Here is a 22,945-nt window from a genome sequence, read left to right as displayed (position 1 = left end):
CCCGTGACGGACCGTCCGGTCGTCCTGGTGCCGCTCTCGGCCGGGGTCGAGTACCAGGCGGTGCGGGCACACCTCCGCGGCCTCACCCTCCTCACCCACCCCACCGGCACGGTCTTCGAGTCCGGTGAACTGCCCGGCACCGGATGGCGGGTGGTGCTGGTCGAGTCCGGGCCGGGCAGCGGCACGGCGGCGGTCGTCACCGAGCAGGCCCAGCAGTGGTTCGGGCCGTACGCGGTGGTCTCCGTCGGGGTGGCCGACGCGATCGACGAGGAACTCCTGCCCGGGGACGTGCTGGTGGCCCGCCGGGTCCACGCGTACCAGGGCGGCCGGGAGACGGACGAGGGCCTGCTGGCCCGCCCCGCCGGCTGGGAGGCCTCGCACCGGCTGCTCCAGACCGCCGGGTCCGTTCTGCGCGGCGGCGGTTGGCAGCCGCCGCCGGAGGACGGGGCGGAGAGCACCGGCTGCCGGGCGCACTTCGCGCACCTCGCCTCCGGCGACGTCGAACTCGGCCCGCCCGGCTCGCCCGTGCGGCGGTACCTGCGGCAGCACTACGACCACGTGGTGGCCGTCGAGCAGGACGGCACCGGCGCGGCCCAGGCCGCCCACGTGGCCGGGACGCAGTTCCTGGCCGTCCGGGGGATCCGCGGCCCCGCTGACGAGCAACTGCCGCCCGCCGCACGGCAGGAGCGCCACCGGCGGGCCGCCGCCGCGGCGGCCGCGGCGACGGTGGCGGTCCTGCGACGGCTCGACCTCCCGCGGCAACCGGCCCGGCCGGACCCCGCCCCACCGGACCCCGCACCGCCGAAGCCCGCGCCGCCGGAGCCCGCCCTGCCCCGGGTGCTGGCCCCCGACCGGGCCGGCCTGGAGGCGTCCGGGTTCCCGTCCGTCGCCCGCAACGACCTCCTGGACAAGGCGCTGCGCAGGCGCGACCAACTGGCGGCGAGCGCCGGCCATGCCGTGGGCCTGGTGCTGACCGGGGAGGGCGGGATCGGCAAGAGCGTGATGCTCGGTCAGCTGCTCCAACGGCTCCAGGACGCGGGCGAGGCGGTCCTGCTGGTGTCCTGCGCGCAGCTGCCGCCGGAGTCCCTCACCGGCGGGCGGGCGGCGGCCGACCTGGCGATGGGCGCGAGCGTCTCGCCCCGGGGCGACACGGGCCTGCTGGCGCTGCTCGCCGCCCTCCGTGACCGGTACGGGAAGGTCACGCTGCTGGTCGACACCCTGGACCTGGTCCTCGGCCGGAGCACCCTGGCCGGCCTGTCGGCGGTGGTCGCGGAGGCGCTCTCGCTCGGCGAGGTGGTGATGACCTGCCGCGACCACGAGTACCGGACGTACCTGGAGCGCGCCCCGCAGAGCGCGCCCCGCCTCGCCGGACGGCTCGTCACCTACGAGCTCCCGCTGCTCTCGCCGGACCAGATCGTCGGCTGGGCGACCGGGTACCTCACCGCCCGCCGCCCCGAGCCGACGCCCTCCGACGCGCAGTTCCTCGGGGTCCTCACGGGCAAGGTCACCGTGGCGGGCCCGCTGCGCGAGGTCTGCGCGCTGCCGGTCCGGCTGACCATGGCGTGCAGCGTCTACGCCGCCGAGGGCCACATCCCGGAGGACCTGACGACCACTCGGCTCTACTCGGACTACTGGGACCTCCGGGTCCGCACCGTGGGCGGCATCGTCGAGACGGCGAAGGAGCAGGCCGCGCTGGCCCTGGCGGCGCGGCTGCTGACCGGCGGCGGCACGCTGACCGTCCGGGTGCCGAAGGGCGCGCTGCCGCCGGACCTCGCCGGGCAGCTCGGACTGCTCGTCAGCGAGGGCGTGGTGCGGGAGTTCCCGGACCGGTGGGAGTTCTTCCACCAGAGCTTCGGCGAGTACGCGCACGGACGGCACCTGCTGAACCACGGCCTGGAGGGCCCCGGCATCACCGAGCTGGCCACCGCGCTGGCGGACGGCAACACCAACCTGTGGCCGCTGGCGAAGTCCCTGCTGTCCCAGGTGCGGGACGAGGCCGACTACACCGCCCTCGCCCTGCTGCTGCCCGTCGACACCCCCGATGCCGCGCAGGCCCAGTCGGTGGCCGCGCTCGGCCGGCCGGACGCCGCCGCCCTGGCCCGGACGCTGGAGCGGGTCGGCACCGGCGAGGGCCTGCTGGAGGTGGTCGTCCCGCTGCTCGGCAACGCGCCCGAACGGCACTTCGGCCCCGCCCAGGAGGCCCTGGTCCGCGCGGTGGCCGGGCACCCCGTCCGGCTGGCCGGGCCGGCGGTCGCCGCCCTCGCCGCGCTGCTGCCCCGGGTGTACGCGGCGGGCGGGCCCGCCCGGCTGCTCGACGCGCTCGACGCCGTCCGCGCGGTGCGTCCGCTGCTGCCCGCCGACGTGTGGAAGAACCTGCCCACGGTGCTGCTGGGCGCCCTGACCGGCCGTCAGCTGCCCGCGGCCGACCTGGAGGGCCTGCGGGAGCGGTACCGCGACCTCGGCGGACTGGGCTGCCGCGACGTCATCCTCCTCCACCTCGGGTCTCCCGTCACGCCCGACCGGACGGTGGAGCTGGCGCGCTGCGTGCTCTCCCGTCCCTGCCCGTCGGCGCTGACCGACCCCGACGCGGTCGCGCTGATGGAGCTGTTCTGGAACAGCCGGAAGGTGCGCGACGAATACCGCTGGAGCACCTGGCGGGAGGTGCTGACCCACCGGTTTCCGCAACGCTGGGCCAACGCCCAACAGAGGCTCGTGACCGGGTTGGTGCCGACCGACCACGGAATCATCACCGGCGTCCTGGACGACGTGCTCGAAGGCGGGCAGGACCTGACCCGCCACGTCCAGGTGCTCTCCGTCCTCGTCCGGCAGCACGGCGGACGGCTGGCCTCGGACGTGCTGACCCGGCCCGCACCCGACCGGGCCGGCGCGGGCAGCCTGGCAGCCGTCATCGGGCACATCGACGTACCGGCCGAGACCCGGCTGCGGCTGCTGGACTGGCTCGTGCCGGCCAGAGCGGCCGCGCCTCGGAACGTGTGGCCCGCGCAGATCGCGCTCGCGGGTGACGACCCGCAGGCGCACGAGCGGCTTCTGGCCGATGCCCTCGCGGCCGAAGTGCCGCCCCCCGTGATGGACAGCATGGTGCGGACCTGGGTGCGTTCCGCGCCCCCGGTCCTGGCGGCGCTCGCCGACCGGCTGCGCTCGTTGCTCCCCGACACCGGCGGCACCGGTGCCCAGACCCGCGCCACACTGGAGGGCCGGCTCGCGGTCACCGACCCGGCCGCCCGCGCCTGGACCACCCGGGCGATGCTCGACGGGAGCAGCGCGCCGGTCGCGGGTACCGCGGTCAAGGCGTTCCAGGAGGAACGGTCAGGACCGCTGACGGACTCTCAGGCCGCCTGGCTGGTCCCGCTCCTGGCCAGTCGGCACACGGACGCTGTGGGGTTCCTGGCCGGGCTGCTGGCCGATCCGGCCGGGCTGCCCGACGAGCTCCTGGCGCTCCGGGCGGACGAGGTCGTCGACCAGGCCGCCGCGCGCATCCGGGCGTCGGCCGAGCGCCGCGAGGACCCCGGGCTGGCTCAGGAGCTCACCGCGCTGGCCATCCGCACCGACCGGCTGGCGCCGCTCTCGGCCGAGGCCGTCTCCCGGGTGTACGCGGCGGTCCGCCACGGGCTGGCGACCGGCCTGCGGGACGGGGACGCCGGCCGGTGCTCGGCCTGCGTCCGCGACGTCTCGCGGCTGTCCGGCACGCTGCTCCTCGGCCGGCTCGACCGGTCGGCGATCCGGGCCCTGCTGGCGGACGTGCTGCGGGCGGTCTCGTCCCTCCCCGGCCCGGGCCCGACCTTGCTGGCCTCGCTGGCCCACCTGCTGAGCGGCGCCCGCCGGTTCGACCCGCACGCGCTGGACTGGCTGGAGGAGCTCTTCGCCGACCCGGAGCTCGGCCCGGCCGTCAAGCTCGCCGTCGCCCCGGCCGTCCTGACCCTCGACGGCGCCCGCCGCGACGGCCGCGCCTGGCGGCTGCGGGAGGTCCCCGGCTGCCCGCCGGAGGTGGCCACCGCCATCCTCAACGCCACCGGGGACGCCGGCTGACCCGCTCTCACTTCGCCGGGTGCGCCATGGAGTCGATCGCGATGGCGGCGGCCAGGATGGTGGCCCGGTCCACGGTGTCGGAGACGTCCAGGCCGTAGGTGTCCCGCATCCGGAACCACTTCTTCGAGACCTCGGCCACCTTGATGCCGTCCTGCTCGATCGTGTACTCGTGGTCCACGATGTTGCCCTGCACGCAGAGTTCGGCGCCGCTCTCCTGCTTGATCGTCCAACGCTCCCTCAGCGGGCTGATCAGCGCCTTCTTCACCAGCGCGATCCGCTTCCCCTCGGCGTCCTCGATCTCCATCGAGTCCTTGATCCGCAGCGGCCTGCTCTGCACCTTCGCCACCCGCCGCCCGTCCGGGTCCTCGATCGCGTAGGTCCGGCGCATCCGCAGCGCCTTCCCGTTCACCTTGAAGGCGTGCTCCCCGTTCTCGTCGTCGATCCAGTAGTCGTCCCCGAACGAGAACATCTTCTGCTGCATCCGGTACCGGGTGACCCCGTCCCCCTCGTCGAACGCGTGGTTGGCCTGCCGACGGGCCCTACGGTCCTCGAACATCCCGCACATCCTCTCCTCGGCGATCCGCTCCCTTCCTACCGCCGCCGCGGACCCCCCGCCCGCCCTGCGGGCATTCGAAGGACGCGGGCGGGGCGGGCCGGAGGCCGCGTGCGGAGGCGGTGACCCGCCCGGCCCGTCCGGGTCAGTGCCCCTCGTGGACCCCGAAGGCGCCGCTGCGCCAGTACACGGACGGCTCCTTGGCGCCGCTCGGCCAGTCGCTCTGCAGATGGCGGCGGCCGTTCCCCAGGGCCCCCACCTGGTGCGGGCTCAACCGCCCCGCCACCAGGTCGTCCGCCTCGGCGTCCGTGATCGGCAGCACGGTGCGGTACTGCGCATCCTGCGAGGAGGCCCAGTCGACGAACTCGGTGAACACGCTCACGAAGGCCTGCGAGCACAGGCCGCACCGCTTGACGGAGACGATGAAGTGCGAGTCGTCCCGGATCATCGTCTCGAGCCGGACCCCGTCGCGGCTGCGGTGGTGCGCCTCCGCCACCGCAGCGTCCTCGGCGCAGCACGCCACGCACCCGAAAACCGCACGGTCACTGCTGTCCTGCGAACCCATGGATCCCCCCATGTCTCAGCTGTCCCTGACCTGCCCCACCCTAACAACCCACGGTGAGGCCCGGCCGCTGAACCGACGAGCAGTTGACGGTCCGTCAGCAGTGGCCGCGGACCTTGACCAGCAGGACGTCGTCGGGGAGCCCGTACAGGTAGGCGCCGAGGTCGTGCTGGTACTGCCGGCCCTCGGCCGTGTGGGGGCAGCTCTCCTCGTCCTCGCAGGAGGCGTGGACGGGGTGGAGGCCGTCCTCGATCCACCAGCCGTCGAGGGTGAGGACGTCGGGCTGCCGCACCCCGTCGAGCATCTGCCGCGCGTACGCGGCCCGAGGGCCGTCGAACCACTGGGTGAGCATCGCGTCGTCCCCCGCCCACTCCACCGTCCGGCCCCCGGGGACCTGGGCGAGCGGGTGCCCGGCGAAGGCCGACAGGAGCGGCTGCGCCCGGAAGTCGGCGAGCGCCCGGTCCAGCGGGTAGCCCTGCGGGTCCCGGCGGAACCGCTCCCCGAAGGTGTGGAAGGGCAGCATCGGCGGGTGCTCGGGAGCGAGGGCGTGCCAGAGGTCCCACTGACCGCCCGCACCGGCCCGGACGGCCGCCCGCTCGGCCGACAGCGCCCGGAACCCGTCGAGGTCGAGCATCCCCCGGGGACCCCCGCTGCACGTCCCGGGCACGCTGGGCAGCGGCGTGCCGTCGGTCCGCACGTCGTGGACCAGCCGCGGGCTGCCCTCGTGGCCGGGCCGCAGCACGAAACCGGTGCCGTCGCAGCCCCCGCCGACGTTCCAGGAGTCCCACAGCGAGCGCCACTCGGGGTTGGCGAACATCTCGAACGGCGCCAGGGCCCGCCCGAGCGCGCCGCGCACGTCCTGCGCGGCAGCCGCCGGCAAGCACACCAAGACACTCATCCCGGCCATGTCCTCACCTGCCCCACCCGTTCGACACCCGCACGACGTTCCGGCCCCGGACCCTAACCGGCCGCTCCGCACCGGGGCCACCGGGATACCGCGAGGGGCCACCACGTCACTGGCTGACGGTCCGTCGGACGGGCACTGCCGCCCCCTCCCGACCGCTGCGGAGATCGTCCTCAGGTCTGAGGACGATCCCCACGGGGCCCGGTTAGCGTGAGCGCATGGACCGTGTCGAACAGTCGGCGCACGCCTCGTCCTTCGGGGCGGCCGCCGTCGCCTACGCCGAGCACCGCCCGGACTACGCGCGGGCCGCCGTCCGCTGGGCGCTGGCGGCCGCCCCCGGCTCCCGCGTGCTCGATCTCGGCGCGGGCACCGGCAAGTTGACGGCGGTCCTGCTCGCGGCGGGCGTCGAGGTGGTGGCCGTCGAGCCGGATCCGGCGATGCTGGCCGAGCTGCGCCGCGGGCTGCCGCAGGTACGGGCCCTGGCCGGCAGCGCGGAGGCGATCCCCCTTCCGGACGGCTCCGTCGACGCCGTGCTGGCCGGGAACGCGATGCACTGGTTCGACATGGCGGTCGCCGGGCCGGAGATCGCCCGGGTGCTGACGCCCGGCGGTGTGCTGGCGGGGCTGTGGAACCTGATGGACGACCAGGTCCCGTGGGTGGCCGGCCTCGCCGAGGTCAGCGGCAGCGCGGCGATCGGCCCGCGCGACACCCCCGCCGCCTGGTACGCCGCGACCACCGGCGTGCACCTCCCGGAGGACGGGAGCGCCGCCCGCTTCGGCGGGCCGGCGCAGCAGACCTTCGAGCACGGCCAACTCCGCACCGCCGACTCCCTGGTGGCCACCCTGGCCACCCGCGCGGGCATGATCGTCATGCCGGAGCCGGAGCGGCGGGCTGCGCTCTCCCGCATCCGCGAGTACCTCGCCGCCACCCCGGAGACCGCGGAGGGCGAGTTCACCCTCCCCCTCCGCACCGGCGTGCTCCGCACGCACCGCCTCTGATCCGCACACACCCACCCCGAGGAGCGATCATGAAGTTCACCGAGACGGCCACCGACACCGCGGCCGTGGCCGACTGGCGCACGATCTTCGGCCCCTGGCTCGGCGGCACCGGCCGCTGACCGCCGGCCGGCAGCCGGGACGGGCCCTGTGCCCGTCCCGGCTGCCGGTCCGTCAGGCGACGACCTCCGGCTCCTCCCGGAGCGGCTCGTTCCTGGTCCCGCTCTCGACCTCGACCACGTCCGCCCTGCGGCGCCGCGCACCGATCGCCGAGGCGATCGGCTCGGTCCACCGCGCCGCCAGCGGCCCGATGACGACGAGCAGGAGCACGTACGCGGTGGCCAGCGGCCCGAGCGCGGGCTCGATCCCGGCCGCGACCGCCAACCCGGCGATGACGATGGAGAATTCGCCGCGCGCGACCAGCGCCCCGCCGGCCCGCCAGCGGGCCCGGGAGGCGAGGCCGGCCCGCCGGGCGGCCCACCAGCCGGTGGCGATCTTCGTCAGCGCGGTGACCACGGCCAGCGCCAGCGCCGGGAGCAGCACCGGCGGGATGCTGGCCGGATCGGTGTTCAGGCCGAAGAAGACGAAGAAGACGGCCGCGAACAGGTCGCGCAGCGGGCTGAGCAGGGTGTGCGCCCCCTCCGCCGCCTCCCCGGAGAGCGCGATGCCGACCAGGAACGCCCCGACCGCGGCCGAGACCTGGAGCTGCTGGGCCACCCCGGCCACCAGCAGGGTCAGGCCGAGCACCACCAGCAGCAGCTTCTCCGGGTCGTCGTGCGAGACGAACCGCGAGATCAGCCGCCCGTACCGCAGCGCGACGAAGAGCACCGCCCCCGCGGTGGCCAGCGCGATGGCGAGCGTGATGCCGCCCGCGACCAGTCCGGCCCCGGCCAGCAGGGCCGTGAGGATGGGGAGGTAGACCGCCATCGCCAGGTCCTCCAGCACCAGGATGCTGAGGATGACGGGGGTCTCCCGGTTGCCGAGCCGGCCGAGGTCGCCGAGCACCTTGGCGATCACGCCGGAGGAGGAGATCCAGGTGACGCCGGCCAGCACAGTGGCGGCGACCGGGCCCCAGCCCAGCAGCAGCGCCATCGCCGCGCCGGGCAGCGCGTTGAACACGAAGTCCACGATCCCGGCGGGGTACTGGCTCTTGAGGTTGGTGACCAGGTCGGAGGCGGTGTACTCCAGGCCGAGCATCAGCAGCAGCAGGATGACGCCGATCTCGGCGCCGGTGGCGACGAAGTCCTCGCTGCTGCTGAGCGGCAGCAACCCGCCGTGGCCGAAGGCCAGTCCGCCGAGCAGGTAGAGCGGGATCGGCGAGAGGCCGTACCGGCCGGCTATTCGGCCGAGCACCCCGAGGGTCAGGATGATCGCGCCGAGCTCGATGAAGATGGTGGCGGTGTGCAAGCGTTCACTCCCGTCCGAGGATCACTGCGGCGGCGTCGACACCCTCCCGGGTGCCGATCACGATGAGGGTGTCGCCTCCGGCGAGGCGGAAGTCCGGCGTGGGCGAGGGCACGGCGCCGGTGCGGCGCAGCACGGCGACGATGGAGACGCCGGTCTCGGTGCGCATCCGGGTGTCGCCCAGCTCGCGCCCGTTCCAGTGCGAGCCGCCGGAGAGCTCGATCCGTTCGGCGACCAGGCCCAGGCCCAGGGTGTGCAGCACGTTGGGGCTGTGGTGAGCGGGCGTCAGGGCGTCGACCAGGGCGGCGGACTCACCCTCCGTCAGGTGGACGGAGAGCGAGCAGGCGTCCGGGTCGTCCCGGCGGTAGGTGTTGAGGGTGCGGGTGCCGTCCCGGTGCGCGATCACCGAGAGGTGCTGATGTTCTCGGGTGGTCAGGTCGTACTGCACGCCGATTCCGGGCAGCGGGGTCGATTGCAGACGGGGCACGGGCACGGGACATCCCTCCGGCAGGGCGCTGATGCGCAGGTCAAGGGGCGGTCCCACAGTCTTTCAGGGGAGCGGCGGCCTCCGGAAGGGTCAACGAAAAGTAAAGAGCGGTTCAAGGCGTGACCTTCGGCACCTTGACCCTCCGTCACCGTCCCGGCCTCCGTGCCGTAATGCGCGCGCCGGGAGCACGGCCGTCCGCCTACCCTCCTCCGCGTGATCGACTGGAACCTGATCGAGGCGGCCGACTTCGCCGTCCCCGGGGGCCGCACGGCGGACGAGCTGACGCCCCTGCTCTCGGCCGCGCTGGCCGACCCCGACCCCGCCGTCCGCGACGGCGCGCCGTACGCCGTCCTGGCGGCCTGGATCGAGCGCGGCACCATCTCCGCGCCGCGCCGCCTGGCCCTCGGCGCGGAGATGGCCACCCGCTTCGAGGACCCCCGGGTGGAGGCCCGCGCCTTCGCGCCGCTGGTGCTCGACATGCTGGTGGGCGCCGGTGACTTCACCCCCGACTGGGTGCCGGCCTTCGAGCGCTGGTACCCGGCCGAGCGGGACCTGCGCGGCCACGACGCCGGACTCGGCTGGCTGCACGCCGTCGCGCACGGCGCGGACCTGCTGGCGAGCCTCGGCCTGCACCCCGAGGTGGCGCCGGAGCGGATGCTCGCCCTGGCGGCCGCCCGCCTGGCCGCGCCCACCACCCACGTCTGGGACCAGTTGGAGGACGACCGCCTCGCCCGCGCCGTCGGCCGGGTGCTCACCCGCCCCGATCTGACGGAGTCCCGGTCGATCGCCTGGCTGGCCCCGCTGGCCGAGCACTTCGGGTCGGACCGGCTCGTCATGCCCGTCCCGGCGGAGTTCGGCAACTGCCTGCGCACCCTGCGCCTGCTGTACGTCCTGGCGGACAGGGGCGTGCGCGCCCGGAGCGAGGCGCCGCAGCGTGCTCTCACCCACGCCGGGGCCGTGAAGGCGGCCCTGGCCGACACGCTGGACCGGATGGTCCGGCGCTGACCCACCGCCCCCGGGGCCGCTCCTGACGGATCGTCAACTCTCCGTCAGGGGTGGCCCCTTCGTCATCTCATGACCCTTCCGCAACGGATGGAAACAAGATGTTAACCACACGACCACGTCTCCCCCTCTTCTCCGGACTTTGACGGATACATACTCGTGCTTTACTGAGTCTTGACGCGACGTCAGGTCACCACGGTCCCACCGAGGGTGACTGCTGGCGTTCCTCGGCGTGTCCGAACCAGCCGAAGGAGGCATTCCTCTTGGAACCGCTCATCGACCGCGCCCGTGCCTTTCCCCAGCGAGCCGGGGACGCCGGCCGTGAACTCACCAACCTGGCCGCCGGCCAGGCCCCGCAGGCCCTCTTCATCACCTGCTCCGACTCCCGCGTGGTGCCCAGCCTGATCACCGGCGCCGACCCCGGCGACCTGTTCGAGCTCCGCACCGCGGGCAACATCGTCCCGGCCCACCACCCCGACACCACCTCCGGGGAGACCGCCACCATCGAGTACGCCGTCGAGGTGCTCGGCGTGCGCGACATCGTGGTCTGCGGCCACTCCCACTGCGGCGCGGTCGGGGCCGTCGTCCGCGGCGACGACCTCAGCGTCGTGCCCGCCGTGGACGCCTGGCTGCGCACCGCCGACCACCAGGTGCTGCGCTCCGGCGACGAGGCCGAGGTCTTCGACCCGACCGTGGCCGGCCCCGTCCAGCGCCACGTGCTGGCCCAACTGGCCCGCCTGCGCGCGTACCCGGGCATCACCCGCCGCCTGACCGAGGGCCGGATCAGACTGCACGGCTGGTTCTACGAGATCCACACCGGCCTGGTGCTCTCGCACCGCCCGGAGAGCGGCCTCTTCCTGCCGCTCTAGGCCTGCCGCCCTCCCTGCCCGTCCGTCCATCCGCCCGAGCCCGGCCTTCCCGGCTCCCCGCTCCAGGCCCTCCCGCCCCGTCCGTACACCCTCACGAGGACCCGAGGACCCGATGCCCCGTCAATCCGTCTCCGCGACCGCCGTGCGCGCCTCCCGACTCTCCTCCCTCAAGGCCGACTTACCCGCCTCCCTGGTGGTCTTCCTGGTCGCGCTGCCGCTCTGCGTCGGCGTGGCCGTGGCCTCCGGCGTCCCGGCCGAACTCGGCCTGGTCACCGGCATCGTGGGCGGTCTGCTGACCGGCCTGCTGCCCGGCAGCAGCCTCCAGGTCTCCGGCCCCGCGGCCGGCCTCACCGTGCTGGTGTACGGCGCGGTGCAGGAACACGGCCTCGGCACCCTCGGGGTGATCACCGCCGCCGCCGGACTGCTCCAGCTCGCCATGGGCACCGCCCGGCTCGGCCGGCTCTTCCGCGCCATCTCGGTCTCCGTTGTCCAGGGCATGCTGGCCGGAATCGGCCTGGTCCTGATCGCCGGTCAGCTCTACGCGATGGCCGACCTCAAGGCCCCCTCCGACGGCCTCTCCAAGCTGGCCGGCCTGCCGGGGCTGGCCGTCGACGCGCTCTCCTCCCGCGCCTCGCTCACCGCCGCCGCGGTCGGCGTCGGCACGGTGGCCGTGCTGGTCCTGTGGCCCAAGCTGCCCGGGGCGTTCCGCACCCTGCCCGCCCCGCTCGCCGCCGTCGCCGGAGCCACCGCCGTCACGGCGCTGTTCTCGCTCCCGGTCGCCAAGGTGGACGTCGCCGGGCTGGCCGGGGTGATCAGCCTGCCGGACTCCTCCGACTTCGCCGCCCTCGGCAGCGTCGCCGTGCTCGGCACGGTGCTGGCCTTCGCGCTGATCGCCTCCGCCGAGAGCCTGTTCAGCGCCGCCGCCGTGGACCGCCTGCACGACGGACCCCGCACCCAGTACGACAAGGAACTCCTCGCCCAGGGCGCCGGCAACACCGTCTGCGGCCTGCTCGGCGCCCTCCCGATGACCGCCGTCATCGTCCGCAGCGCCGCCAACGTCCAAGCCGGCGCCCGCACCAAGGCCTCCCGCGTCCTGCACGGCCTCTGGCTGCTGCTCTTCGCCGCCCTGCTCCCCGCCGCCCTCACCGTCATCCCGCTGGCCGCCCTGGCCGGGGTCCTGGTGCACGCCGGAGCCAAGCTCATCCCGGTCAAGTCCCTCGTCCCGCTGTGGCGTTCACACCGTCACGAGGCGCTGATCCTGGTCGTCACCGCCGTCGCCATCGTGGCCACCAACCTCTTCGAGGGCGTCCTGCTCGGCCTGCTGCTCTCCGTCCTCAAGTCCGCCTGGGACACCTCCCACCTCCACGTCGAGGTCGCGGACCAGGGAGCCGACGGCCCGATACACGTCACCCTCTCCGGCAACGCCACCTTCCTCCGGCTCCCCCGCCTGCTGGAGACCCTCGAACACCTCCCCACCGACCGCCCCGTCCACCTCGACCTCACCGCCCTGCGCCACCTCGACCACGCCTGCCGCACCGCCCTGGAAACCTGGGAGGAGCGCCACAACCGCACCGAGGGCGCCACGGCCGTCGTCCGCATCCCGGCCTCCGTCTGACCCGCCCTCACCTCCGGGCCCCCGGCCCGGAGGTGGGGTCCGCGGGCCTGCGGGCCCGCAACGGTGGCTGTGTCACGGTCCGGTCCGGACGGTGTCCTGGATCGGCGAAGAGCTTCCCCGGTGCGGCCCGGCGCCCGTAGCCTCTGCGCACCGGGTCAGCAGCCCGGACGCACCCACCACACCGGGGAGTTCACCGCACCATGTTCCGCCGAACCGCCCTCCTCCTCGCCACCGCCGCACTCGGCCTGACCGCCTGCGTCCCCGAGGACGCCACCACCACCGGCGGCGCCACCACGGCCACGCCGCCACCCGCCGCTTCGACCCCTGCCCCGGCCCCGTCCCCCACCCCCTCCCCGGCCGCCTCGGCCCCGACCGCCGCCAAGGCCTCACCGGGCGCGCGCCACAGGGTGGTCGAGGCCCCGACCGCCGGCGGGCTGACGCTGGCCGTCGGCGCGGGCACGCTGACGGACGTCCCGGTCGACCCCGGGGAGATGGTCGACGGCATGCAGTTCGTCCAGGCCGAGTACGACCGGCCCGGCAAGCCCTCCGCCCGCCGGGTCCTGGTCCTCGCCGTGGACAACGTCCCCGAGGACCCGAACAAGCGCCGCGAGCACCTGTGGCGCGGCCTGATCGACTACGCCCTGCAGAACGGCTCCACCGGCGACCCGACCACCGCCGAACCGTACGCCCCCGGCCCGCTCGGCGGCTCCCTCGAATGCCTGAGCCTGCCCGCCCGCACCGGCCCCACCGACGTCCTCTGCGGCTGGGCCGACACCCGCACCGCCGGCGTCGCCCTCCTGCCCGCCACCACCCCGCAGGAGGCGGCCCGCCTGTTCGCCGCGATCCGCGCCGACGTCGAGCAGTAGGGTTCCCGCTCTCCGAAGCGTCGGATCCGGAGCCCCACCGGGCAATGGTGACGGTCCCCTCCCCCGCCCCGGGGGAGGGGACCGGACCGCACGGTCAGGCCTCCTCCAGCAGGACGGCCGGGAGCGGGGCATCCAGGGCCAGGGCACGCGGCAGCGAGAGGCCGAAGTGCCCCTCCAGCACCTCCAGGACGGCGCGGTGCACCTCCCGGCGCGGCCGCTCCGGATCGGGCAGCCCGGCGGCGGCCAGCAACTCCCCCACCCGCCGCACGACCTCCGGGTCACCGGCGAGATGCCCGTCACCCCAGGATTCGTCCAGGTGCAGGTTGAACCGGCACATCGTGCGCCCGTCCCGGAAGTACCCGAACTGCGGCGGCACCGGCTTGCCGTTCTCCTCCTCGTACTCGAGGTGGAAGACCTCGGCACCGTCCTCGGACAGCGCCGGATCGAGCCCGAACCTCCCCGGCCAGGCACCGTGCTTGACGACGAACGACCAGTCCCCGTGCTCACCGATCCGCAGCCCGACGTCCCCCTCGTCCACCCCCTCCGCCAGCTCCTTCTGCAACTCCTCCGCGGTCAACTCCCCCAGGGCCGCCAGCAGCAGCCCCCCGTGCTCCGCCGAATCGACCACCCGCGCCGCCAGCTCGGCGAGTTCCACCCCCCGGCCCAGCGTCACGCTGTACCCCTCGAAGGCGATGCTCCGCGGCTCCGCGAGCCAGGCGATTCCGTCCCTACCGTTCGTCATGACGCGCCATCATGCCGCACCGGGCAGACGCCACCTCCCGTGTCCCGTGGCGATTCCGCGCCCACACGGTGAACTGACCGCGCCACTGCGCATGCCCGGTGACGGCGTTGTCGTGTGGGTCAGGAGCCGGGCGGCGTCCGGCGGCCGGTGTGGCTGCAGGAGAGCTGCTGCGGACATGTGCTGTGGGCCTACAACGTTCGCCACCTCGATCTGTTGGAGGCCTATGTGGCCGCCAAGCTGCGTGAACGTGGAGAGGTCGTGCCGTGGGCTCCGACGAGTCTGGTCGAACGGCTTCCCACGTGGTTGAAGGTCGCCAAGAACCGGACCGAGGTCTTGCGGACGATCCGGCGCCTGCGTTCGACGTTGCCCGCCGAGGGCTCTGGCTAGGCGTGCCCCCGCTCCGGGGTGCGCCACGGTCCCTGCTCGTATCCGCTGCCGCCCGGTTCGGCGCGGAGCCGGCTCCGGGTGCGCATCAGGATCCGGCCGAGCACGTTCTTGCCGGTGCCCGTCCTGCCGCGGCCCCAGTAGTGGTCGGTGCCGGTGTCCTCGACGATCTCCTGGTCGGCGGTGGAGAGCAGGACGGCCCGGATGTCCGCGTGCGTGCGGAACTTGGCCTCGACGGCGCGGCGCATCACGTCGTCCTTGACGCGTTCCCAGTCCCGCCGCAGCGGCCGGCCCGGGTCGCGGCCCAACTCGGCCGCGCGCAGCGGGGTCCGGGCCCGGCGGACCAGGTCGGCGTGGCGGGTGCCGGCGAACTTCTGGGCCTGGAAGTAGTGTTCGGAGGTCGGCCACAGCTGCCCGTCGAGTTCCAGGGCGTGGGCGGAGAAGTTGGAGAAGCAGCCGTACGGGACGTCGTCCACGCCGTAGAAGTAGATGGTCATCCGAACCTCGTCGCAGTTGTGGGGGCCCCGCACGGTCCCAGCCACCGGGCCCTGCCCGCAAGCGAATTCGCTCAGCCCGCCCGCTCGGGGAGGCGGTCGGCGGCGCGGACGTGGTGGAGGTGGACCAGGAGGTCGTACGCCCGGCCGGGGGCGAGGGTCGGGAGCGGGTCCGCGCGGAAGACGGAGCCGGCCTCGTAGGTGGGGCGGGCGGTCTCCAGCCAACGGCGGGCCGGGGCGGGCACGGTGCGGAGGTCGAGGTAGAAGTCGCGGTGGCGGACCCGGTCGAGGAGGTGTTCGTTGCTGCCGGGGGCGGCCGGCGGGACGGTGACGGTCTTCCAGTCCTGGCTGCCGAGGGAGGAGCCCTTGGTGAGGAAGGAACCGCCGGCGAAGGTGGTGCCGATCGCCAGGTAGTCACGGCCGAGGGTGTCGCGGAGGAAGGCGCCCTGGGTCTTCGGGTACAGGGCGGTGTCGGTGGCCAGGTATCCGACGTGGCCGTTGTGCGCGGAGACCAGGACCTTGCCGCCGACGTGCCGCTGCCACCAGGCGGTGTTCTCCGCCATGGTGCGGTCGCGGAGCAGCTCGGCGGCGGTGACGGTGGCCGGGTCGGTGACGTCCAGGGTGAGGAACTCGAAGGTCCGGGCGATCACCCGGGCGTGCTGCTCGGCCCAGGCACCGGCCTCACCGGCAGCAGCACCGCCTCCGGCCACCAGCTCCAGCGCCTCCGCGGCCCGGGCCGCGTGCGCCCGCCGCTCGGCCACCGGCCGCCCGAGGTAGGAGAAGACGTCGTCCAGCGGGCGCAGCGGCGCGTACAGCGCCTCCAGCCGCGGCGCCGCCGACGGCGCGGCGGTGCGGACGTGCCCGACGACCCGGCGGAAGACGTCGTCGCCCAGCCGGGGGGCGCCGATGTCGTCGCCCGTGAAGCGGAGCGGGCGGCCGGGCCGGCGGCGGTTGTACTCCCGCATCCAGCCGATCAGGCTCGCGAACTCCGCCCGCTCCCACGGCGATCCGCCGAACTCCTCGCGGACCAGCCGCACCGCGTCGCCGCCCGTCTCGCCCCGGACGTAGGAGTCGATCCGCAGTCCGGAGGTCCAGCTCATCTCCAGGGCGAAGGTGGTGAAGCCCTTCTCCTCCACCAGGTGGCGGAAGAGCCGTTCCTTCAGGGCGAAGAACTCGTGCGAGCCGTGGGTCGCCTCGCCGAGGCCGACCACCTTCGCGCCGCCGATCATCCCTGCCAGCGCCCACAGGTCGCCGGACCGGCCGCCGGGCTCGGCCGTGGCGAGCGGCCGGGCGCCGTGCTCCAAGGCACGGACCAGCCGGTCCTCACCTCCGTCCGCCGGAGCGGCGGCCGCCGGGGGCGTCCCCACCGCCGGCACCGCCACCCCGGTGCCGACCGCCACCGCACCGGCCGCCACCAGCAACCGCCGCCGACCGAACCGCATCCCACGCTCCGTCATTCCGTTCACCCTCCCGGCACGGGCCCCGCCGCTCGGGGCCGCCGGAACGATCTTGTCCCGGGCCCGCGGCCCACCGCCCTCCCGCTGCCCGCCCTCTTCCTCCTGGGGCGTTCCCCACCCTCGTCTGCCCTTCCGGACAGACCTCCCCGACCCCGTTTGTTCGATCACGTCTCACGGGTAGTCAGGGACCGAACCGGAGGAGGAAGTCACCGTGCACCCCACCACCCCCAGGCACCCGCACCCGCCCGGCCTGGACACCCTGCGCCGGACGCCGCAGCGCGGCCTCGCCGCCGTCCCCGACCCGGGCCACCGCGCGATGATCGCGAGCGTGCTGGAGTCCGGGCTGATCGAGCAGGAGATCGCCCGCACCGACGCGTTCGTCTTCACCCCTCCCCCGGACCTCGGCCAGGCGGCCGACGACGCGGCGACGCTCACCGCCGAACTGGAGGCGTTCGGGGTCGAACTCCCTGCCGCCACGGTCCGTCACATCACCCAGATGCGCGCCCTGATGGTGCCCCTGCGGGACGACGCCCTGGCCCTCGCGGTGGACCGCGTCTGGGTGTTCACCACCAACACCGACGACGTCTGCTGCCGTGACCCGGCCCGGGCCGCCGAGCTCCTCCGGGCGGGGCTGCTGCCGACCGAGCCCCCGGCCACCCCCGAGGCACGCTACGTCCGGCACATGTTCGAGCAGCTGGCGCCGCACTGCGACCCAACCGTCCTCGCCGTCCTCAAGAGCTTCTTCCACAACGCGCTCACCGGCCTCCTCATGGAGGCGGAGTTCCGTCCGGACGCCACCGACGGGCTGGACAGCGACTTCGTCCGGGCCTACAACGGCTTCTCCCAGTTCTGGTTCGCCATGCTGCAGTTCACCGATCCCTGCCTGAGCGCCCACCGGCACCGCGCCTTCTGGGCGGCGGCGCTGAGCTCCGGGGTGACGTTCCTGAACGACGTCAACGACGTGCTCTCCTGCTACAAGGAGGCGGTGGACGGAGCCGACTTCCTGGCCGGCCGCCTCCACCGCCAGGCCCTGTGCGAGGGGGTCCCGTACCTCACGGTCCTGCGCCGCACCCACGCGAGCGGCCAGGCCGCCCACCAGCGGATCACCGCACTCGCCTCGGATGCCCAACGCCCGCACCTGGAACGGTACTTGACGGGATTCGCATACTGGCACCTGCACTCCGCCCGCTACCGCTGGCAGGACTTCTTCCCCCATCTGACCCCCACCGGAGGTGCGTAGCGGATCGGCCGACGGCCTGCGCCCGATCCCGGCCCGTACGCTGACCGCCCGTCAGGGTCACCCCCGCGGCAGCGGGTTCGCCGCGCCGCCACGCAAAATGTCCGTTTGGTGCGATATAGGTCACGTGTAATGGTTTTGGCCGTTTACGGCTCCCGCTGCCATGATCAGCGGCGGACAGAACCCCCCATACACGGAGGAACCACGTGCAGCGCCAACGTGCCCGCACCCGCATCCTGGCCGTCGCGGCGGCAGTGGCGGCCATCGCCACCGTCGCCGCCGGGCCGTCCCCGCAGCCGGGCCAGGCCCAGACCCGGGGCGCCGGGACCCAGCGGCCGATCGGCCCGGACCCCGCGGTCACCCTGCTGGCGCACGGCAACCTGACGATGGCCTCCAACTCGGTGCTCGCCTGTGACGACAGCCAGGGCGACACCTGCAACGACGACAGCTACAACAACGGCCGGACCAAGTGGGTGAAGTCCGACCCCGCCGCCCCCGGGAACACCGCCTCCGCCGCGACCCTGACGATCCCTCCGGGCTCCAAGGTGCTCTCGGCCCGGCTGTACTGGCAGCTCAACCCGGACGGCACCAGCGTCACCTCCACCTCCGGCGACGCGAGCAAGGCCGACCAGGTGGAGCTCAAGGTCCCCGGGGCGGCCGGGTACCAGCGGCTGACCGCCGACACCTACGACTGGTTCGACCAGCAGACCGGCGGCAACCCGCCCAAGCCGGTCACCGCGCACGCCGGGGTCAAGGACGTCACCGCCCTGGTGAGCGCGGCCGGTTCGGGCTCGTACACGGTGGCCGACATCCAGGCCTGCCAGGGCCGCTCCTCCACCGCCGACTTCGGCGGCCAGAACGTCGGCTGCTGGGGCGGCTGGTCCCTGGTGGTGGCGTACGAGAACCCGGCCGAGCCGCTGCGCTACCTCCAGGTCTGGGACGGCTACCAGCTGGTGCGCCCGCCCAACTCGTCGGCCACGCTGACCCTCTCGGGCATCCGCACCTCGCCCGGCAAGGCCCCCGCCGCCACCATGGGCGTGACCGTCGGCGACGGCGACACCCCGATCGCGGGCGACTCGCTGGAGGTCGGGCCGGACACCTCCTCCCTCACCAGGCTGAAGATGCCGACCCCGAGCGGCCAGGTGGTGGAGGACAACGCCTTCACCGGCCGGATCGACCGGGTGGCCGCCGACGGCACCGGCACCAACCTCACCGACCGCACCCCCAACCCGGTGAACAACCTCGGCTACGACGCCCGGATGATCGACATCACCGGCAAGCTCCCGGCCGGCGCGCAGCAGGCGGTGCTGCGGATCAACGGCGAGGGCGACGCGCTCCACCCGCAGGCGGTCTGGCTGGCCCTGGAGGCGGTCGAGCCGGACCTCCAGCTCACCAAGGCCAACGACCCGGCCGGCACCACCGACGACAACCCGCCCGGCCTGGTCGAGGCCGGCGGCCAGGTGACCTACTCCTTCACCGTGGCCAACCGGCACGCCGACGGCACCAGCGCGGACCTGGACACCGCGACCGGCATCGAGCTGACCGACGTGCTCCCGGCCGGGGCGAGCTTCGTCGCCGGGTCCAACCCGGACTGCTCGGCCGCCGGACGGACCGTCACCTGCCGGGTGGCCGACCTGGCACCGGGCGCCACCACCAAGGTCTCCTTCAAGGCCGCCGTGGACCGGGGCACCGCCGCCGGAACCAAGCTGGACAACACCAGCTCGCTCTCCTTCACCGGCGCCCAGACCGGCCGCACCCAGCAGCGCGACAGCAACACGGTGCGCAACACCGTGACCGCCGCCCCGCAGTACGCCGTCACCAAGACCGCCGACCAGGCCGGGGCCGCGCCCGGCGACAAGGTGACCTACACGGTGACGGTCGAGAACACCGGCACCGTCGCCATCCCCGGACTCGGCCTCACGGACGACCTGACCGGGGTGCTGGACGACGCCGAGTACAACGGCGACGCCACCGCCACCACCGGCCGGGTCTCCTACCGGGCCCCGGTGCTGAGCTGGACCGGCGACCTCGCCCCGGCGGCGAAGAGCACCGTCACCTACAGCGTGACCGTCCGTCAGCCAGCCGCCGGTGACGGCTCCCTGGCCAACACCGCGGTGGCCGACCGCTCCGGCGGCAACTGCCCGGCCGGCTCCACCGACCCGGCCTGCACGGCCACGGTCGTGGTGGACCGCCCGTCGCCCAGCCCCTCCCCGAGTGCGAGCCCCACCCCGGACCCGAGCGGCAGCCCGACCGCGAGCCCGACCCGGACGCCCGACGCCTCCCCCAGTCCGGCCCCGGACCAGGGCGGCCTGCTCCCGCACACCGGCGCCGGCGTCACGCTCGCCGCACTGACGGCCGTCGCCACCCTGGCCGCCGGGTTCGTCCTGTTCCGCCTCTCCCGTCGGGGCCGCCGCAGCTGACCCGGAACGCAAGATTGTGACAGTCACAGCGCACAACTGAAACAATCCTGCGCAAGAATCTTGTGGGCGCACCTGCGGAGGCCCTACTGTCACGTGCCAATCCCCCTCCAGAGACAGGCACCTGATGGCACGGAACCTCCGCAGGGCGCTCACCCCGCTCTCCGCGACCCTCCTCCTGCTCAGCCCGCTGCTCGGCGGCACCGCCGAGGCGGCCTCCGCCCCGGCCCCCGTGACCACCCGGGCCGCCCTCGCCCCGGCCCTCACCGAAGGGCGCGGGGCGCGGGTCGCCTTCGCCGAGCAGGAGGCCGAGTCGGCCGTCACCACCGGCAGCGTGATCGGCCCCGACCGCACCGCGTACACGCTCCCCGCCGAGGCCAGCGGCCGGAAGGCGGTCAGGCTGACCCCGGGTCAGTACGTGGAGTTCACCCTCCCCGCGGCGGCCGACGCGATCACCGTCCGGTACAGCGTTCCGGACGCGCCCGGAGGCGGCGGGATCACCAGCCCGCTGGACGTCACCGTCAACGGCAAGAACCGCCGCACCATGACGCTGACCTCCGAGTACTCCTGGCTCTACAACCAGTACCCGTTCTCCAACGACCCGCAGGCCGAACTGCTCCACCCCGACTGGTGGATCACCGAGTGCGGCTGCGTGCCGAGCGCCACCAGCCCGGCCCCGGTCATCGACAAGCCCTTCCGCCCCAGCCACTTCTACGACGAGCAGCGGCTGCTGCTCGGGCACCGGTACAGGGCCGGCGACGTCGTCCGCCTCACCGTGCCCCGCACCTCCGCCGCCGCCGCGTGGACCGTGATCGACCTGCTGGACTCCGAACTGGCCGGCGCCCTGCACGTCGAGCCCTTCGCCGCCAACGTGCTGGCCTTCGGCGCCGACCCGACCGGCCGCCGCGACTCCGCCCCCGCGATCGAGCGCGCCATCGCCTTCGCCCAGCGCAGCCGCCTCAAGGTCTACCTGCCGCCGGGCACCTACCAGGTGAACCGGCACATCACCGTGGACGACGTCACCATCGTCGGCGCGGGCAGCTGGCACACCGTGCTGAAGGGCCGTCAGACCACCCTGCCCACGCCCGCCCCGGACGGCTCGGTGCACACCGGCGTCGGCCTGTACGGCAGGAGCGCCGCCGAGGGCGGCAGCCGCAACGTCCACCTCTCCGGCTTCGCGATCGAGGGCGACGTCCGCGAGCGGATCGACACCGACCAGGTCAACGCGATCGGCGGCGCGCTCAGCGACTCCACCGTCTCCGGCCTCTACCTGCACCACACCAAGGTCGGCCTCTGGCTGGACGGCCCGATGAGCCGGCTGACGGTGACCGGGAACGTCATCACCGACCAGATCGCCGACGGCCTCAACTTCCACACCGCCGTGACGGACTCCCTGGTCGCCGACAACTTCGTCCGCAACACCGGCGACGACGGCCTGGCCATGTGGTCCGAGAAGACCGCGAACGCGCGCAACGTCTTCGACCACAACACGGTGCAGTCCCCCGTCCTCGCCAACGGCATCGCGGTCTACGGCGGCACCGACACCACCCTCTCGAACAACCTGGTCGCCGACCCGGTCCGGGAGGGCAGCGCCATCCACGCGGGCTCGCGGTTCGGCGCGGAGCCGTTCGCCGGGCAGCTGCTGATCACCGACAACACCACGGTGCGGGCCGGGACGTACGAGCTGAACTGGAAGATCGGGCTGGGCGCGATCTGGTTCTACGCGTTGGACCGCTCGATCGACGCCGACGTCCGGGTGACCGGCGACCACCTGCTGGACTCCACCTACAACGCGCTGATGCTGGTCTCCGACTGGCCGGTGAAGGACCAGGTGGCCATCGACGGGCTGACCTTCAAGGACCTGCGGATCGACGGCACCGGCACCTCCGTGCTCAGCGCCCGCGCCGCCGGCTCCGCCACCTTCGAGAACGTGGACGCCCGCAACGTCGGCGCCGTCGGCGTCAACAACTGCGGCACCTTCCACTTCACCCCGGCCGGCTCCGAGTTCGCCCTCACCGACCTCGGCGGCAACGACGGCGGCGGCACCACCGGCCCCTGGCTCGCCCCCTGGGAACTCCCCAACACGATCACCTGCGACGACCGCCCGCCGGTGGTCACCCCGCCGGCTCCGTCCCCCTGGAACTGAGCCCGCACGCCGGCGCCGCGCCCGGGACCCCCACCCCGGGCGCGGCGCTCCGTCCGTTCCGGGCCCGGTCGGTTAGGTTCGGACACCATGAGCACCACCATCTGGACCACCCGCCCCGAGACCGCGGCCGACGCCGACGCCGTCCGCGCGATCAACCTGGCCGCCTTCGACACCCCGGGCGAGGCCGACCTGGTCGACGCCCTGCGCGCCGACCCCACCGCCTGGATCGACGGCCTCTCCCTGGTCACCGTCGACGAGGCGGACCGCCCGGTCGGGCACGCCCTGCTGACCCGCTGTCACATCGACGGGACCCCGGCCCTCTGCCTGGCCCCCTGCGCGGTGCTGCCCTCCCACCAGCGCACCGGCGCCGGAGCGGCTGCGATCCGCGCGGCCCTCCGAGCCGCCGCGGCCGAGGGCGAGCGCTACGTGGTGGTCCTCGGCCACCCGACGTACTACCCGCGCTTCGGCTTCGAGCGCGCCTCCGAGCACGGCATCAAGCTCTCCGTCGAGGTCCCGGACGAGGCCCTGATGGCCCTCGCCCTGACCCCCGGTGACCCGCTGCCCTCCGGCCTGGTCCGCTACGCGGCGGCCTTCGGCATCTGAGCGGCCGGGGGGGGGGCCCGGGGGGGGGCCCGGGGGGCCCCCCCCCCCCCCCCCCCCCCCCCCGCGCGGCGCCCCCCGCCCCCCCCCCCCCCCCCCGCGGGGCCCCCCGCCCCCCCCCCCGGGGCCCCCCCCCCCCCCCCCCCCCCCCCCCCCCCCCCACC

Annotated in this window: 18 protein-coding genes; 10 read left to right on the top strand and 8 right to left on the bottom strand. The window is 74.2% G+C overall.

The features are described 5' to 3' along the window. The first annotated feature begins 3 nt into the window (after positions 1-3). Positions 4-4,047 carry a hypothetical protein gene (locus tag ACIA8O_RS25995; RefSeq protein ID WP_396296376.1) on the top strand — a complete coding sequence of 1,348 codons (4,044 nt, stop codon included), beginning with the start codon at positions 4-6 and terminating at the stop codon, positions 4,045-4,047. A gap of 7 nt (positions 4,048-4,054) precedes the next feature. On the opposite strand, the gene ACIA8O_RS25990 is transcribed toward ACIA8O_RS25995, so the two are convergent. The 3 genes from ACIA8O_RS25990 to ACIA8O_RS25980 form a co-directional block, all read right to left on the bottom strand. Next, positions 4,055-4,603 (bottom strand): LURP-one-related/scramblase family protein, encoded by a 549-nt coding sequence (locus ACIA8O_RS25990; protein ID WP_396296375.1) that lies wholly within the window; start codon positions 4,601-4,603, stop codon positions 4,055-4,057. Positions 4,604-4,745: 142 nt separating this feature from the next. Beyond that, positions 4,746-5,096 (bottom strand): hypothetical protein, encoded by a 351-nt coding sequence (locus tag ACIA8O_RS25985; RefSeq protein ID WP_396296374.1) that lies wholly within the window; start codon positions 5,094-5,096, stop codon positions 4,746-4,748. A 163-nt stretch (positions 5,097-5,259) separates the two neighbouring features. Then, positions 5,260-6,060 carry a hypothetical protein gene (locus ACIA8O_RS25980; RefSeq protein ID WP_396296373.1) on the bottom strand — a complete coding sequence of 267 codons (801 nt, stop codon included), beginning with the start codon at positions 6,058-6,060 and terminating at the stop codon, positions 5,260-5,262. Between the two features lie 224 nt (positions 6,061-6,284). Here ACIA8O_RS25980 and ACIA8O_RS25975 point away from each other — a divergent pair, with 224 nt between their 5' ends. Next, positions 6,285-7,064, top strand: coding sequence for a class I SAM-dependent methyltransferase (locus ACIA8O_RS25975; RefSeq protein ID WP_396296372.1), 780 nt, complete (start codon positions 6,285-6,287; stop codon positions 7,062-7,064). 171 nt (positions 7,065-7,235) lie between these two features. On the opposite strand, the gene ACIA8O_RS25970 is transcribed toward ACIA8O_RS25975, so the two are convergent. Together ACIA8O_RS25970 and ACIA8O_RS25965 are read right to left on the bottom strand one after the other, a co-directional pair. Further along, positions 7,236-8,468, bottom strand: a complete 1,233-nt coding sequence (locus ACIA8O_RS25970; RefSeq protein ID WP_396296371.1) for a cation:proton antiporter — start codon at positions 8,466-8,468, stop codon at positions 7,236-7,238. Positions 8,469-8,472: 4 nt separating this feature from the next. Further along, entirely contained in the window at positions 8,473-8,958 is a 486-nt protein-coding gene (locus tag ACIA8O_RS25965; protein ID WP_396296370.1) for a cation:proton antiporter regulatory subunit, read from the bottom strand. 207 nt (positions 8,959-9,165) lie between these two features. Between ACIA8O_RS25965 and ACIA8O_RS25960 the strand changes: the two genes are divergently transcribed. The 4 genes from ACIA8O_RS25960 (at position 9,166) to ACIA8O_RS25945 (ending at position 13,304) form a co-directional block, all read left to right on the top strand. Then, positions 9,166-9,957, top strand: a complete 792-nt coding sequence (locus ACIA8O_RS25960) for a DUF2785 domain-containing protein (RefSeq protein WP_396296369.1) — start codon at positions 9,166-9,168, stop codon at positions 9,955-9,957. A gap of 260 nt (positions 9,958-10,217) precedes the next feature. Further along, the gene (locus ACIA8O_RS25955; RefSeq protein ID WP_396296368.1) at positions 10,218-10,823 is read left to right on the top strand and encodes a carbonic anhydrase; all 606 of its coding nucleotides are present in this window, start codon (positions 10,218-10,220) and stop codon (positions 10,821-10,823) included. Positions 10,824-10,935: 112 nt separating this feature from the next. Further along, positions 10,936-12,438 carry a SulP family inorganic anion transporter gene (locus tag ACIA8O_RS25950; RefSeq protein ID WP_396296367.1) on the top strand — a complete coding sequence of 501 codons (1,503 nt, stop codon included), beginning with the start codon at positions 10,936-10,938 and terminating at the stop codon, positions 12,436-12,438. A gap of 200 nt (positions 12,439-12,638) precedes the next feature. Continuing rightward, positions 12,639-13,304: a hypothetical protein gene (locus tag ACIA8O_RS25945; RefSeq protein WP_396296366.1), complete on the top strand. Its 666-nt coding sequence runs from the start codon at positions 12,639-12,641 to the stop codon at positions 13,302-13,304. Between the two features lie 94 nt (positions 13,305-13,398). Here ACIA8O_RS25945 and ACIA8O_RS25940 read toward each other — a convergent pair whose 3' ends face one another. From ACIA8O_RS25940 to ACIA8O_RS25930, 3 genes are all read right to left on the bottom strand, one after another. Then, entirely contained in the window at positions 13,399-14,046 is a 648-nt protein-coding gene (locus tag ACIA8O_RS25940; RefSeq protein WP_396296365.1) for a DUF6461 domain-containing protein, read from the bottom strand. A 383-nt stretch (positions 14,047-14,429) separates the two neighbouring features. After that, complete coding sequence (locus tag ACIA8O_RS25935) at positions 14,430-14,927, bottom strand: NADAR family protein (RefSeq protein WP_396296364.1); 498 nt, start codon at positions 14,925-14,927, stop codon at positions 14,430-14,432. Between the two features lie 71 nt (positions 14,928-14,998). After that, positions 14,999-16,381, bottom strand: coding sequence for an erythromycin esterase family protein (locus ACIA8O_RS25930; protein ID WP_396296363.1), 1,383 nt, complete (start codon positions 16,379-16,381; stop codon positions 14,999-15,001). A 211-nt stretch (positions 16,382-16,592) separates the two neighbouring features. On the opposite strand from ACIA8O_RS25930, the gene ACIA8O_RS25925 reads away from it, so the two are divergent. The 4 genes from ACIA8O_RS25925 (at position 16,593) to ACIA8O_RS25910 (ending at position 22,784) form a co-directional block, all read left to right on the top strand. Beyond that, positions 16,593-17,621: a hypothetical protein gene (locus tag ACIA8O_RS25925; protein ID WP_396296362.1), complete on the top strand. Its 1,029-nt coding sequence runs from the start codon at positions 16,593-16,595 to the stop codon at positions 17,619-17,621. 203 nt (positions 17,622-17,824) lie between these two features. Next, on the top strand, positions 17,825-20,038 hold the full coding sequence (locus tag ACIA8O_RS25920) for a hypothetical protein (RefSeq protein ID WP_396296361.1): 2,214 nt from the start codon (positions 17,825-17,827) through the stop codon (positions 20,036-20,038). A gap of 124 nt (positions 20,039-20,162) precedes the next feature. Beyond that, complete coding sequence (locus tag ACIA8O_RS25915) at positions 20,163-22,181, top strand: glycosyl hydrolase family 28-related protein (RefSeq protein WP_396296360.1); 2,019 nt, start codon at positions 20,163-20,165, stop codon at positions 22,179-22,181. 87 nt (positions 22,182-22,268) lie between these two features. Then, positions 22,269-22,784: a GNAT family N-acetyltransferase gene (locus ACIA8O_RS25910; protein ID WP_396296359.1), complete on the top strand. Its 516-nt coding sequence runs from the start codon at positions 22,269-22,271 to the stop codon at positions 22,782-22,784. Positions 22,785-22,945: the final 161 nt, after the last annotated feature.

It is taken from the genome of Kitasatospora sp. NPDC051853 (genome assembly GCF_044452665.1).
GTDB lineage: Bacteria > Actinomycetota > Actinomycetes > Streptomycetales > Streptomycetaceae > Kitasatospora.
This window is presented reverse-complemented; position numbering and strand designations above follow the sequence as displayed.

Bases quoted from the DNA above. Each gene is read 5' to 3' on its own strand.
- ACIA8O_RS25935 (WP_396296364.1), bottom strand. From the start codon at position 14,927: ATGACCATCTACTTCTACGGCGTGGACGACGTCCCGTACGGCTGCTTC.
- ACIA8O_RS25915 (WP_396296360.1), top strand. From the start codon at position 20,163: ATGGCACGGAACCTCCGCAGGGCGCTCACCCCGCTCTCCGCGACCCTC.
- ACIA8O_RS25980 (WP_396296373.1), bottom strand. From the start codon at position 6,060: ATGAGTGTCTTGGTGTGCTTGCCGGCGGCTGCCGCGCAGGACGTGCGC.
- ACIA8O_RS25930 (WP_396296363.1), bottom strand. From the start codon at position 16,381: ATGACGGAGCGTGGGATGCGGTTCGGTCGGCGGCGGTTGCTGGTGGCG.
- ACIA8O_RS25940 (WP_396296365.1), bottom strand. From the start codon at position 14,046: ATGACGAACGGTAGGGACGGAATCGCCTGGCTCGCGGAGCCGCGGAGC.
- ACIA8O_RS25945 (WP_396296366.1), top strand. From the start codon at position 12,639: ATGTTCCGCCGAACCGCCCTCCTCCTCGCCACCGCCGCACTCGGCCTG.
- ACIA8O_RS25910 (WP_396296359.1), top strand. From the start codon at position 22,269: ATGAGCACCACCATCTGGACCACCCGCCCCGAGACCGCGGCCGACGCC.
- ACIA8O_RS25990 (WP_396296375.1), bottom strand. From the start codon at position 4,603: ATGTTCGAGGACCGTAGGGCCCGTCGGCAGGCCAACCACGCGTTCGAC.
- ACIA8O_RS25975 (WP_396296372.1), top strand. From the start codon at position 6,285: ATGGACCGTGTCGAACAGTCGGCGCACGCCTCGTCCTTCGGGGCGGCC.
- ACIA8O_RS25950 (WP_396296367.1), top strand. From the start codon at position 10,936: ATGCCCCGTCAATCCGTCTCCGCGACCGCCGTGCGCGCCTCCCGACTC.